This window comes from Microcoleus sp. S13C4 (assembly GCF_036700865.1).
Classification (GTDB): Bacteria; Cyanobacteriota; Cyanobacteriia; order Cyanobacteriales; family Microcoleaceae; genus Microcoleus.
In genome coordinates, this window is sequence record NZ_JAUBPS010000024.1 from 49,540 (window position 1) to 62,763 (window position 13,224).

Sequence of the window (13,224 nt, forward strand, 5' to 3'; positions counted from 1 at the left end):
AGATTTTAGATTTTAGATTGGGAAAATCACTCCTCAACTTTTGAAATTTCCCTTTTCCGTTACTAAGTCCGGGCTGTGAAAATAAAAACTTGACTGCTGATTAACAGGCAAAGAAATCATCACCGTAGTACCTTGATTCACGCCCGCGCTGTGCAGGGTAATGCTTCCGATCATAGATTCCATTATCCTTCGCGAGATAGCCAAGCCCAAACCGTTACCGCCAAACCTGCGAGTTGTAGAACCATCAGCCATCACAAAAGGTTGAAACAATTTCTGCTGGTTCTCGGGCTCAATACCAATTCCCGTATCTTTAATTGTCACCACCACCCAATCGCTTTGAGCGCTGGTGCCAGTCGTAGTTTCCCCACTGCCGTTAAAACTACCAGAATTAGTCCTCGACTCTAGCCGCACAGATATATTAATGCTGCCCGACTCTGTAAACTTAACGGCATTGCTCAAAACATTTAAAAACACCTGTTTTAGCTTCTCTGGATCGGCATGAACAATAATCGGATCATGAGGATCTGGCAAACGTAACTTCAAGCCTTTCTCCTCGATTGGAGTCGCTTGCAAATCAATGGCATCTTCAAGTACCTGAATAATATCAACTACTTCTAAGATCATGGAGAAGGTGCCGGATTCTATTTTAGCAATGTCCAAAATATCATTAATAATATTGAGCAATTGCATGGACGAGTCGTGGGCCCGCTGTAAAAACTCCATTTCTTCATCTCGGTCATCGCAGTAGCCGTCGCGCACAATTTGAATAAAACCAATAATCCCGTTGAGCGGCGTTCTCAATTCGTGAGAAATATTTCCCAAAAATTCATTTTTTAATTGATTCGCAACTTGCGCTTCCTCGGTTGCGACTTCCAATGCTTTTGCCCGGGATCTGAGGCCCTGCACCATGCTGTTTAGTGCTTCTGATAGTTGATTGAATTCCCTAATTTGGAAATCTTGGGGCACTGTCTGCGACGCTTCCGTATCTACTTTCATCGCGTAGTCTCTGAGTTTTTCCACAGGACGCGCCAAGTCGCGAGACAGATATAAAGTCGCGATGATACTAGCAGCAACCAAACCTACAATTAAATTAAATAAAACTTGCTGAATTTCTTCCAAACCTGACAGAGCGTAATCTAAACGAGAAACAGCTAAAATAATCCACTTGCTGTTCTCCTGTTTAGTTGAAGGACTCGGGATAGCAGCGTATCCTGCTAGTAACTCTACACCATTTCTTTCAAAAGAAAAGAGATGGAGAAAAGCTGTTCCGCCTGCGATCGCCCTTTTGACAATACTTTTGAGTCGATCGGCATCTGCCTCTTGGGCGATATTGCGGCCCACGCGGTTTATATTCGGGTGGGCCAAAATCGTCCCATCTTGGTCGATAGCCACCGTATAGCCGGCCAAAGAACCCTTGGGAGCGCTGGTTTGGACAGGCAAAGCCGACTGCAAACTCAAAGCATAACTCAACTGCAGGGTATTGCCCCGACGAATGTAAACAGGAGCGCTCAACACCAAACTCGCTTGGCTATCGGAGCCTTCTTTACCCGCACCAGGAAAATCCTCAGCCCCCAAAGCCACCTTCTGATCGTTTGCTGTCCCCTGTCGTTGCTTAGGTAAGGACAGACTGATGTAAACGCTCTTGTCGTCCAGCAGCGTTTGCTGCTGCTGTACGGGTGGCCAAAATTTTGCCGGCAACGACTGAATCGGCTGCTGCCCGCAAGTGCTTGCTATCACTTGATTTGTCTTTAAATTAGTCAATTGCAAGCAATCAACCTGCGCTGGCAACCGCTGCCCTAATTGGGCGATAAACTTTTGATAATCCTTCGGATCTACCGACTGCAACATCGAGCTTTCCGAAGCGCCGATCAGATTCGACTTCAGCGATTTCGCCCACTGTTCAATAGTGTCTGCTTTTCTGACTGCACTTTCTGTCAAGTTTTGACGAGCAGTTTCCAGAAGCGTTGAGCGTGCCTTGCGATAGGTAACGTACTCCCCCACCAGTAGAACAGGTACGCTGAGCAACAAAATCCGCGACAGTAAAATACGGCGAAAGGAGGATTGACCTAACTTAACCATAGGAAATATCTAAATTAAGGTGCAACACCCAACAGCGACCATTAAAGTGAAATAAACCAGACCGAAAGCATGAATCTGTCTAGGGGACTCTGCTGACTGGAGAACACCGCTTCAGAACAACATTTAAACACAATTATATAAGCCACTGTAGTAATCTCGATTCTAAGTCTGTAGACCCAAAGATGCTCAGCAATTTGTTTCGCCACTGCCTGTGATTTCGGTCACACTTCCCTTCTCAATTCTCGGAGGGACTGGCACCTCATCGCCCAGGAGCCAATTTTTCAGGCTGGAAAAAGCATCGGGTGAACATACCGCAGTTGCTTGAAGCTAGAATCGCATGGATGCACTCGCCCCCAATTAACAAGCAAAAAGTTCGGTTTCCGGCTAGTGTACAGAGAGAATTCTTGCTCGATCGGACTTTTTCTTTCCGAATGCCTTCGAGAGATGGGCCAGAGATGGGCGATGCAAGATTTTGCACCCTGTGAAAGATTTCTTTTGGCATCTGGTTGATTCGGTGACAATAATTCACCTGTCAAACAAAAAGAATGAGACGATCGAGCTGCCGATCAACTCTGACAACCCTAATGTGGGGAACCTTGGCCCAAACAGTGCACCCACGCTCCATAAATTCGCGGTCTCGGCAATAATCTCCATAGCTTCATCGATGAAAAAAAACTTTAGCAATTATACGTATTATTACACAAACAACCGTCCGAGATATCATCACGCTTATTTGATATCTCCCCTTTTAGAAATGCTGGCGACACTTCAGCACACCAGCAAGACAAAACTCCGAGTTTTGGATCTCGGCTGCGGCAATGGCAGCCTCAGTCACGTTATCGCAGAGCAGGGCTGCGAAGTTGTCGGCGTTGACACTTCTGCGCCCGGAATTGCCATCTCCAGTCAAAGTTTCCCCGAGTGTCAGTTTATCCAAGCAGATATTTACGACCTCCCAGATACCGATATTCTGAACTCATTTGATGTTGTCTTAGCTATTGAAGTAATCGAACACTTGCTTTATCCTAAAGAACTAGCAAAAACTGCCAAAAGATGCCTCAATCCCGGAGGAAGGCTAATTATTTCCACACCCTATCACGGGTATTTAAAAAATCTGGCTTTAGCGGTTTCTGGTAAACTAGACAAACATTTTACCGTCCTTTGGGATAACGGTCACATTAAATTTTTTTCAGTAGAGACGCTGACCAAGTTATTAACATCTGAAGGATACACAGACATAAAATTTAAATTTGCTGGTCGATGGCCCTATCTTTGGAAATCAATGTTATGCTCTAGTACGTTCTCGCCACAAGCGGATAAATTATGAGTTTTGGGTGGTGATTTTTCACCAAATTAATTTTTGTGAATAGACAACCAGCGCTCATAAAAAGTAAAATATAACTTTTAGGGTAAAACAAGTAAAATGACTGTTGGCATTTGGATATTAGGCGATCAACTTTGGCAGAACCAAGCTGCTCTCAACCGCACAGATGATAAATCTTCCCTAACCGTAATTTTAATTGAATCTTGGCAGCACGTTCAACAGCGCCGCTACCACCGACAAAAATTAGTATTAATTTGGTCGGCAATGCGGCACTTTGCTGAAGAATTGCGCGGCAGCGGCTGCCAAGTCACTTACAAAACATCGGGCGACTTTGAAACACCTCTCAAAGCTTGGATACAAGCTCACAATATCACCGAAGTGCAGGTGATGGCTCCGAACGAGAGACCTTTTTTACAGATTCTTCAAAACTTGCAACTCCCCTGCAAAATAACCCTAATTCCCAACAATCACTTTTTCTGGACAGAAACAGAATTCAAAGATTGGGCGTCAAGCCGCAAACGTTTGTTAATGGAAGACTTCTATCGAGCCAGCCGCCAGCGTTTCCAAGTTTTAATGGATGGCAATAAGCCTGTCGGAGGGCAGTGGAATTTTGACAAAGAAAATCGTCAGCCACCCAAAGGAAAACTGGATACACCGAAACCTCTATGGTTTGAACCGGACGGCATAACTCAAGAAGTTATTGCACAAGTTAAATCTCTATCTTTCCCAACTTACGGAAAGATTGAACCTTTTCGCTGGGCAGTTACGCGAGAGCAAGCACTGCAAGTATTAGAGCATTTCATCGAACAGTGTCTTCCTGCTTTTGGCCCTTATCAAGATGCGATGGTAACGGGGGAGGAAACAATGTGGCATTCCCTAATTTCTCCGTATCTCAATATTGGCTTGCTGCATCCTTTAGAAGTTATTCAAGCGGCCGAAACAGCCTACTTAGAAAAAAAATTAAATTTAAACGGCGTCGAAGGTTTTATCCGCCAAATTCTGGGCTGGCGAGAATACATTCGCGGTATGTATTTTTACGTGGATGCTGATTATTTTGAGAAGAATTGGTTCAACCACACTCAGCCGCTGCCGGAGTTTTTTTGGGACGCTAGCAAAACAGATATGAACTGTTTGCGCCAAGTTTTAACTCAAGTCGAAGTCAGCGGTTACGCGCACCATATCCAGCGCTTAATGATTGTGAGCAATTTTGGTCTAATTGCGGGAATCTCGCCCCAGCAGCTAGAAAAATGGTTCCACAGTGCGTTTATTGATGCCTACGACTGGGTAATGCAGACTAATGTGCTGGGCATGGGTTTGTTTGCTGACGGCGGTGTGTTGGCGTCGAAGCCCTATGCTGCTTCTGCCAATTACATCAATAAAATGAGCGATTATTGTCGGGGGTGCAAATTCGATCGCACAGTGCGATCGGGCGAAAATGCCTGTCCGTTCAATTTCTTCTACTGGGATTTCCTCGCGCGCCACCGGGACAAACTTCAGTCGATCGGTCGCATGAGCTTTATCTTAGCCAATCTCGACAAAATGCCACCGGAAGAATTGGCAACCATCCGCCAAAAAGCAGCAGAGTGGCACTTAGTCAGTTGACTGTTGACTGTTGTCAGTTGTCAGTTGTTAATCCTTTGCAGTGGCTAATAACAAATAACCAATAACATTAATCAACAGTCAACAGTCAACAGTCAACAGTCAACAATGCCCCATGCCCCATGCCCATGCCCCCATGCCCCATGCCCTTTGCAATTCTTATTTTTTCCCTGACTTTTCCCTAAACATTCCACAGTGTTTCCACAGGCAAGTCTGAGGTTTTCCACAGATTAGACAAAGTTTTCCACAGAAATTAACGGCACGGTAGCCTCTTGCTGCGGAATTGGGGATTTCGTTAACTTGCTGCCCAATCTTTCATAAAGCTCCCAAAATATAAAGATATGTAACAAAAAATGCCCTGAAAAGCTTATTATTTGGTAAACCTTTTTTTTATATAAAGGACTTTGTAATATTTCGCAACATTGACAAACCCACCCCCTGATAGCGCACAATGATGCGACCGACCTAAAAAAAAGCGCTCTGATTTCGGCTGTGCCTGCACCTGTATCCGGCCGAAGGGGGGTTCTGTTTTCAATTTATTAGCGAGACTAAAAAAAATGATGAACCCAACAGTCAGTATTTTTGCCGAAATTCCCGAAACGCTGCACGATTCTCTCAAAACTTACCTGGAAACCCATCCTGAATGGGATCTAGACCGAGTATTTTCCGCAGCGCTGTCGCTGTTTTTGTTGCAGAATGCCGATAGCGGTACGCCTGAACTTTCGCGCAGCTATCGCCAGGCTGCGAGAGTTTATCTCGAAACTCTGTTTCAATCTCCTCAAGACTTGCACAGCAACAATGTAACTCCCTCGTCTTAAAAGAGAACGGGAGAGGGGCCAGAGGCGGTTTCCTGGAAGAATCTTAGTTTATCGATCGGGTAAGGCGCCCACTGCATAGGTGTCAACTTAAGCTTAAAATCCATGAGAACTCTCGCTTCTAGCTTAGTCCCGATCCCCATTGCATCTCCCTTAAGAAGGGGGACTTTGATAGCTTCAAGTCCCCCCGGACTATCAGGGGGGCGCCGGGGGGATAAGCTGCGCTAATCGTCAAACAGACGGGTACTACAGAAGATGCGCTTGTTGACACCAATGGTGATTATGGCGCACCCTACAGACTACAGACTCATGACTGCTGACTAATGGCTGAAGACTACATCATGCCCATGCCGCCCATGCCGCCCATGCCGCCCATGCCACCCATGCCGCCCATGCCGCCCATGCCGCCCATGCCGCCCATGTCGCCCATGTCGCCGCCGCCGGCTTTTTTCTTCTCGGGTTTTTCGACAATCACAGCTTCAGTGGTCAAAACCATACCAGCAATGGAACCGGCATTTTGCAAAGCCGATCGCACCACCTTAGCCGGGTCAATAATCCCGGCGGCAATCATATCTTCGTACACGTCGGTGAGTGCGTTGTAGCCAATGTTGAACTCGCTCGCCCGCACTCGCTCGATGACGATGGAACCTTCAACACCGGCATTATCTGCGATTTGACGCAATGGTGCTTCCAAAGCTTTCTTCACCAAGTCAGCGCCTACTTGTTCTTCGGCGTCTAAAGTATGTGCGATCGCATCTATTTTTGTAATCAGGTGAATTAGCGTCGTGCCACCTCCGGCAACGATACCTTCTTCCACAGCAGCTTTAGTAGCGTTCAAAGCGTCTTCTATACGCAGTTTACGGTCTTTGAGCTCGGTTTCGGTAGCTGCGCCGACTTTAATTACAGCGATGCCGCCGGCGAGTTTGGCGATGCGTTCGGTTAGCTTTTCCTGGTCGTAGTCGGAATCGGTCGCTTCTAGCTGCTTGCGGATTTGCTCGATCCGTTTTTGCACGTCAGCTTTGTGTTCTTCGCCAGCGACAATGATGGTGTTTTCTTTGTCGATCGTAATTTTGCGGGCGGTACCAAGCATTTCTAGGGTTGCGGTATCGATGCTGAGTCCGACTTCTTCAGAAATCAGTTGACCGCCAGTAAGCACGGCGATATCTTGAAGCATAGCTTTGCGCCGCTCGCCAAAACCAGGAGATTTCGTTGCTGCGATGTTCAATACGCCGCGGGCTTTGTTGACTACCAGAGTTGCCAAAGCTTCGCCTTCAATATCTTCGGCGATAATTAGCAGCGGTTGACCTGTGCGGGCGATTTTTTCGAGAACTGGAATTAGTTCTTGAATCGAGCTAATTTTTTTGTCGGTAATCAGGATGCGAGCGTTTTCGTACTCAACTTCCATGCGGTCGGTGTTAGTGACGAAATACGGAGAAAGATATCCGCGATCGTACTGCATCCCTTCGACAACTTCCAATTCCGTTGTCAGAGATTTCGACTCTTCAACAGTAATTACGCCGTCTTTGGTGACTTTTTCCATTGCTTGGGCAATCATGGCGCCGACTTCTTCGTCGTTACCGGCGGAGACAGTGGCGACTTGAGCAATTGCAGCCCCTTCCACGGGTTTCGCCAATTTCTCGATTTCCAGCACCAAGTGGGCGATCGTTTTTTCAATACCCCGGCGCAGCGCGACTGGGTTCGCGCCCGCGGCTACATTCTTCAAACCTTCGCGAATGAGGGATTGAGCTAGAACCGTTGCGGTTGTTGTGCCGTCGCCTGCGATATCTTTAGTTTTGGAGGCAACTTCTTGAATTAAGCGAGCGCCGGCATTTTCCAGGGGGTCTTCGAGTTCGATCTCCCTAGCAACGGTGATACCGTCGTTAACGATTTGGGGAGCGCCGTATTTCTTTTCCAATAGGACGTTCCGGCCTTTCGGGCCCAAGGTGATGCGGACAGCATCGGCGAGTTGATTGACGCCGCGTTCTAGTGCCCGCCGAGATTTGTCGCTAAATGCAACTATTTTGGTCATGTTTGTCTCCAATCGCTTACATTAGCAAATTTAGCACTCTCTGAGTCTGAGTGCTAAGTTGATCGATTTTTGATTGTAGCGCGCCTCAACGGTGTGGGGGATTGGGGGGACGGATTGGAGATTTGGGCAAGCTGGTTCCGAGTGGCTAAGGACAGGGCATTGCCATGTCCCCACAGATCTCGTGTCAGCACAGATATAATGTGGTTTGTTACATATCGATATAATCAGGTTTTGCTTGAAGTCAAAACCTAATTTTGATGGCGCGTCATCCCAAAGCAGAATTTTTATTAAAAATTTCTTAACTTGTGTTTTCGGTCATCTACCTCTCGATAGAGCTTCTATTCTTTTTTTCGACCTTCTACCTTCTATAGCAACCACGCCCGACGATGATGACGTTCCTAATTACTCAAACATGAGCTGAAGATTGCGCCTTCCTTCTTCCTTCTTCCTTCTTCCTTCTTCCTTTCCTCAATCAATCTCAAATTACCCACTAACAAATGGCTCGTTATTCTCGACTGCAAAAACTCGGCTCTTATATGCGCCCGCACTGGAAACCAACATTCTGGGGCGTTTTTTCGCTATTAGTTGTCAATGCTGTGGGCGTTTACATTCCCCTGCTGATTCGGAATGCAGTTGACACTCTCCAAGTTGCGACTAAATTTGACCAAGTTTTCAACTTCGTGGCACTAATTCTGATTCTCGCCTCAATCATGTGGGTAATTCGGATGGCGTCGCGGATTTTGCTGTTTGGCGTCGGGCGTCAAGTAGAATTTGACCTCAAACAGCAAATTTTTAACCATTTATTAACATTAGAACCGTCTTATTTTGCAGCCAATACGGTAGGAGATTTAATTAACCGCGCTACTTCCGATTTGGACAATATTCGGCGCTTGGTGGGGTTTGCGGTGCTGAGTTTGGCGAATACGGCATTTGCCTATGCTTTGACTTTGCCGGTGATGCTGGGGATTAATGTAAGGTTGACGCTGTTGGCGATCGCAGTTTATCCTTTAATGCTGGTTTTGGTACAGTTATTTAGCGACAAACTTCGCATCCAACAGTTAGCCGTGCAAGAGGAATTGTCGGCGATGAGCGATTTAATCCAGGAAGATATGAGCGGGATGTCCGTAATTAAAATCTACGCTCAAGAAGAAAACGAACGCCGAGCTTTTCGCAATAGCAACGCGCAGTTGCTATCAGCAAATTTGGAATTAGCAAAAACTAGAAACTTTATTTTTCCGCTGCTGGGCGGTTTGGCAAGCATCAGTTTGTTGGTGCTGCTTTCTGCGGGTGGCGGGGCAATTGCTAATGGCCAAATTAGCATTGGCGATTTTGTGGCGTTGCTGATTTATGTCGAGCGTTTGGTGTTTCCGACGGCGCTGTTGGGTTTCACCATTACTGCTTACCAGCGGGGAGAAGTGAGTGTCGATCGCATCGAATCAATTTTGACTGTGGAACCGCAAATTAAGGATGCTGCCGATGCAGTTGAACTACCAACCCCAGTCAAAGGCGAAATTGCGGCTCGCCATCTAAATTATACTTATCCGGGTGCTAAGATACCCGCGCTCAAAGATGTTGATTTTACCATAAAACCGGGAGAAACTGTCGCGATTGTTGGGGCGATCGGCTCGGGAAAATCAACTTTAGCTAATGCGCTGCCACGCTTGCTCGATATCGATCCGGGCGAGTTATTTTTAGACGGACAGGATATCACCGAGGTAAAATTGACCGAATTGCGCGGGGCGATCGCCTACGTTCCGCAAGAAAGTTTTCTGTTCGGCACTACCATCAAGAATAACATCCGCTACGGAAACCCTTTAGCGGAACAGCCGGAGATTGAAGCCGCGGCAAAACAAGCGCAAATTCACGCCGAAATCCTCAACTTTCCGCAGCAGTACAAAACAGTTGTCGGCGAGCGCGGCATTACTTTATCCGGCGGACAGCGGCAGCGGACGGCACTTGCTCGCGCTTTGTTAGTGGACGCCCCGGTGTTAATTTTGGATGACGCTCTTTCGAGTGTTGACAATCAAACTGCTACCGACATCTTGCGAAACTTGGCAACGGGAACAGATCGCAAAACGGTAATTTTTATCTCGCATCAAATGTCAGCAGCGGCTAGTGCCGATCGCATTTTTGTGATGGAGAAAGGAGAAATAGTTCAGAGTGGCACTCACATTGAATTGGTAGGGGAAACAGGGCTTTATCAGTATTTGTGGAACCAGCAAAAATTAGAGGAATTGCTGCATTGAAAAGTGACAGATACTTTGAGTTATGTCAAATCCGATACCATCGGAATTAATATTACCCACAGCCTGGACACGGCAGTGCCGTGTCCCTACAATTAATCGCGGTAGGGACACGGCACTGCCGTGTCCTCTATATAATTCCGGTGCAACCGGAAACGATATCATAGGATTTTGGGGATAAAGAAGCAACCAAATTCCTTGCCAAGCGATTTTAATTAGCTACATTACTCAAGGGAATTTCTTCTTGTTCTTGAAATAATTTAATCGATTGCAGACTATCTGAAGCAGCATCCCAAAGAATGAATTGGAAGCAGTCAGGAATATCGCGAATTGTCAGGGATTTTGAATTAGCCAGGAGGTGAATATTAGCATTGTGACAAGCCCGAAGATTATAGTTAGGTATTCGCTCAGAGAGATGATGAATATTGTGGTAAGCAATATCAGCCGAAAACCAATTAAGAATAGTTGGTAATTTGAGATAACTGCTGCCTTCTATTGCGCCCAGCAGATAGTCCCAGCCCTCTGTTTTGTGTGCGTAAGAACCCTCAAAGTTATGCTGTACAAAGAAAATACAGATAAATATTGCCGCCGAACAAGTCATGACAATTGAGTAAACACTCCAGAAAAAGCCAAACCCCAGTAAGTTGCTCAGATAAATCCAGCTACCCACAACACAAATATTGTTGAACAGTAAATCCCAAAATTCAGCCGTCGTATACCAATGTTTGGATTTATAAGAAGCAATGATTGCAGATAAACCCATGCCAAAATCTTGATTGAGACAAGCAAAAATATGTCGGATAAAACCCGTAATTCCCAATATCAGCGCGAGTCTTGGCTTAATAATTAGATAGAAAAAACCACCGGGAAACAGCATCAACGGGTGTCTGAGTAACTGATAGATTTTTTTACTAAATGGACTTAGCGCCGCAAATTTTTCGGTGGAGATCAACGCCGAAGGGCCTCGGTACATATCCCAATTACCATTATGTTTGTGGTGATAAGCGTGTCCCCTCGACCAGGGGTACTGAGGAATCGCATTGATGATACCTAGCAGAAAACCCATAATGCGATTGACTTTTTTGGAACTAAAAAGAGAATAGTGTCCGCAATCGTGCATCAAAGAGAAACAACGTCCTGAAAAAAGGGTCATCAACACCATTATCAGCGGAAGAAGGAATACAGAAATGGCAGCGGCTTTAAATGCTAAAAACCATAAGAATGTATAAGGAACCACTGTATTGAGTATTTGGCAAGTAGCTGTCAAATTGTTGCTCTTCATATAAGGAGCTAGCACAAAATCTGACTTTTTGATCGCGTTTTTCATTCAGTATATCTATGGTGTGTGGATAAGTGCTTAGCTTACCATCAGGATAGGGTGGCTATTTTGGGCATTGTTTTATTGCAGGTAATTGGGTTAATTGCGGTGGAAAAATGACCCCTACTTTACAAAACTGCTGATAATATTTAGTTCATTAGCTCCTCCTTTTGGTGGTTTGACCAAGCTGAAGTTTATCCCGGATTTGACGTACTTAATCATAACAAACTGCCGTAGTAATTGCTAATCCTTGCAGCAAATTTTTCTATTTTATCCTTACGTGTTAGGAAAATAATAATTTCTTGGGTGGGGTTTTCGGTGGCCATGATTTGAAGAAAAGTTGAGATAGCGGATTGCTCTATTGACTGTCCTTGCCGATCATCTTTGCTAGACAATTAATTCAGTTAGGAATGGTAAGTGATGCGGAGCCGTATCAACCTGCCACTTCACAGGTGTATTGATAGGCAGATTTACATGACAAATCACGAGGCATCAACCAGGCGTGAAAAATCCATTTCAAGCAGTGTATCCAATGGTCAGCATATTGTGGGTGAATTAACAGATTCTGTCAATACCCAAAGCTACCTTGACGCTTGTTATTTTCAACTCGCATTGATTTGTTGCCGCAGGACAGTCGCAGATTTTACCATATTTTTCAGCGCGGGAACAGTCGGCAATAAAGCATCTGTCTCTAATTTCCCAGTCAAAAATGCTTTCAGGGCTTTCTTTATTTCCCGGTTGTTACCAATCCGAGGATATTCCCATGTCTCAGCGAGAATCGTCATAACTCAACTTTGTTTGCACAAAAAACTGTGAAGCCTGTCAGCCACCGAACAAATTGCTGCACCGGAAGGCATGAATATGATTGGTTGCTTGCACGATCGCCATTGGGTGATGTAGGCGGCCGCTATTTTTGCTTGCATCGTCTGTGCCACACTTTACCGTACCGGGTTCTACCCCAACTCGATCGCAGGTTCAAAAGTTGGGCTACTGGCGAAAACTTTTTATGGGCGGGCTATAGGGGCGATCGACAAACAGCCCATCTCGGAAATCAAAGCTGACACAACATCCACAACCGCAGAGGATTTTGGATCAACTCCTTGAGACGAGAATTCGAGGAGCGATCGCAATTGGCTGCGTTTTTTTGTGCTCGGAGATAGCTCGGATTTGCTACAATCTAATCGCACACGCGACTAGAAATGGGTTATGACCGAACTATTAGATGAGGCGCTTTCTATTGAAATGGCGACTCGCATCAAAAGCAACCGTAAAAACTGCTTTGACAACGCTTGTAAAGCAGCATTAGCCACCGAGGGCGCGATTTATGTTCAAGGCTTTTTAGCTGTGCCCGGAGTGCCATATAAACCTATCGAGTATAGCTGGATTGAACTCGACGAGCGAATTGTTGACCCAACATTTCCCCATCTCGGTTTCATCGCTCAAGACATTCATTACTTCCCAGTCCAGCGCTTCAGCCTCAAGAAACTCAAAGCAATCCTAGAAGAGTCAAAAGAAGATTATCCTGAAGACGACCCGCTGCCTATTTATGGGAATCAACCTTATGAATATTACGGTGATTTGATGTTAGGCGGTAGCGATTACCAAAATGCTTACGATTTGGCTGCCGCTAAATGCAGGGAATTAAACCAACCAAAAAAACAGGATGCGAACTAATTGAGGACTTACAAAAAAAAGGGTTTGGCACGCTACTTACAGCGGTAAGGTGTAAACTATGCACCCTACAGATACAGATTACTGTAGCAAATGTTCTGTCGATTAATATACTTCATCATGACTTCCCAAATCTACAAAGACGGCTT

Annotated in this window: 10 protein-coding genes; 6 read left to right on the forward strand and 4 right to left on the reverse strand. The window is 45.6% G+C overall.

Annotated features, from left to right (window positions below; all coding sequences use genetic code 11):
• Nucleotides 1–33: 33 nt before the first annotated feature.
• The gene (locus QT996_RS12600; protein WP_333046882.1) at nt 34–2,079 is read right to left on the reverse strand and encodes an ATP-binding protein; all 2,046 of its coding nucleotides are present in this window, start codon (nt 2,077–2,079) and stop codon (nt 34–36) included.
• Nucleotides 2,080–2,743: 664 nt separating this feature from the next.
• Here QT996_RS12600 and QT996_RS12605 point away from each other — a divergent pair.
• From QT996_RS12605 to QT996_RS12615, 3 genes are all read left to right on the forward strand, one after another.
• Complete coding sequence (locus QT996_RS12605) at nt 2,744–3,403, forward strand: class I SAM-dependent methyltransferase (protein ID WP_333046883.1); 660 nt, start codon at nt 2,744–2,746, stop codon at nt 3,401–3,403.
• Nucleotides 3,404–3,499: 96 nt separating this feature from the next.
• Entirely contained in the window at nt 3,500–5,002 is a 1,503-nt protein-coding gene (locus QT996_RS12610) for a cryptochrome/photolyase family protein (RefSeq protein WP_333046884.1), read from the forward strand.
• A 557-nt stretch (nt 5,003–5,559) separates the two neighbouring features.
• Nucleotides 5,560–5,817, forward strand: a complete 258-nt coding sequence (locus QT996_RS12615; protein WP_333046924.1) for a DUF2811 domain-containing protein — start codon at nt 5,560–5,562, stop codon at nt 5,815–5,817.
• Nucleotides 5,818–6,148: 331 nt separating this feature from the next.
• Here QT996_RS12615 and groL read toward each other — a convergent pair whose 3' ends face one another.
• A complete protein-coding gene (gene groL, locus QT996_RS12620) occupies nt 6,149–7,843 on the reverse strand; it encodes a chaperonin GroEL (protein WP_333046885.1) in 1,695 nt (564 codons plus the stop codon).
• 497 nt (nt 7,844–8,340) lie between these two features.
• Between groL and QT996_RS12625 the strand changes: the two genes are divergently transcribed.
• On the forward strand, nt 8,341–10,089 hold the full coding sequence (locus QT996_RS12625) for an ABC transporter ATP-binding protein (protein ID WP_333046886.1): 1,749 nt from the start codon (nt 8,341–8,343) through the stop codon (nt 10,087–10,089).
• 208 nt (nt 10,090–10,297) lie between these two features.
• On the opposite strand, the gene QT996_RS12630 is transcribed toward QT996_RS12625, so the two are convergent.
• Both QT996_RS12630 and QT996_RS12635 read right to left on the reverse strand, forming a co-directional pair.
• Nucleotides 10,298–11,413, reverse strand: a complete 1,116-nt coding sequence (locus tag QT996_RS12630; RefSeq protein ID WP_333046887.1) for a fatty acid desaturase — start codon at nt 11,411–11,413, stop codon at nt 10,298–10,300.
• Between the two features lie 593 nt (nt 11,414–12,006).
• Nucleotides 12,007–12,189, reverse strand: a complete 183-nt coding sequence (locus QT996_RS12635) for a hypothetical protein (protein WP_333046888.1) — start codon at nt 12,187–12,189, stop codon at nt 12,007–12,009.
• 27 nt (nt 12,190–12,216) lie between these two features.
• Between QT996_RS12635 and QT996_RS12640 the strand changes: the two genes are divergently transcribed.
• Complete coding sequence (locus QT996_RS12640; protein ID WP_333046889.1) at nt 12,217–12,465, forward strand: hypothetical protein; 249 nt, start codon at nt 12,217–12,219, stop codon at nt 12,463–12,465.
• 145 nt (nt 12,466–12,610) lie between these two features.
• Nucleotides 12,611–13,078 carry a hypothetical protein gene (locus tag QT996_RS12645; protein WP_333046890.1) on the forward strand — a complete coding sequence of 156 codons (468 nt, stop codon included), beginning with the start codon at nt 12,611–12,613 and terminating at the stop codon, nt 13,076–13,078.
• Nucleotides 13,079–13,224 lie beyond the last annotated feature (146 nt).

Coding starts and splice junctions, on each gene's coding strand:
- QT996_RS12600 (WP_333046882.1), bottom strand. CDS start 2,079: ATGGTTAAGTTAGGTCAATCCTCCTTTCGCCGTATTTTACTGTCGCGG.
- QT996_RS12605 (WP_333046883.1), top strand. CDS start 2,744: ATGAAAAAAAACTTTAGCAATTATACGTATTATTACACAAACAACCGT.
- QT996_RS12635 (WP_333046888.1), bottom strand. CDS start 12,189: ATGACGATTCTCGCTGAGACATGGGAATATCCTCGGATTGGTAACAAC.
- QT996_RS12645 (WP_333046890.1), top strand. CDS start 12,611: ATGACCGAACTATTAGATGAGGCGCTTTCTATTGAAATGGCGACTCGC.
- groL (WP_333046885.1), bottom strand. CDS start 7,843: ATGACCAAAATAGTTGCATTTAGCGACAAATCTCGGCGGGCACTAGAA.
- QT996_RS12610 (WP_333046884.1), top strand. CDS start 3,500: ATGACTGTTGGCATTTGGATATTAGGCGATCAACTTTGGCAGAACCAA.
- QT996_RS12615 (WP_333046924.1), top strand. CDS start 5,560: ATGAACCCAACAGTCAGTATTTTTGCCGAAATTCCCGAAACGCTGCAC.
- QT996_RS12630 (WP_333046887.1), bottom strand. CDS start 11,413: ATGAAAAACGCGATCAAAAAGTCAGATTTTGTGCTAGCTCCTTATATG.
- QT996_RS12625 (WP_333046886.1), top strand. CDS start 8,341: ATGGCTCGTTATTCTCGACTGCAAAAACTCGGCTCTTATATGCGCCCG.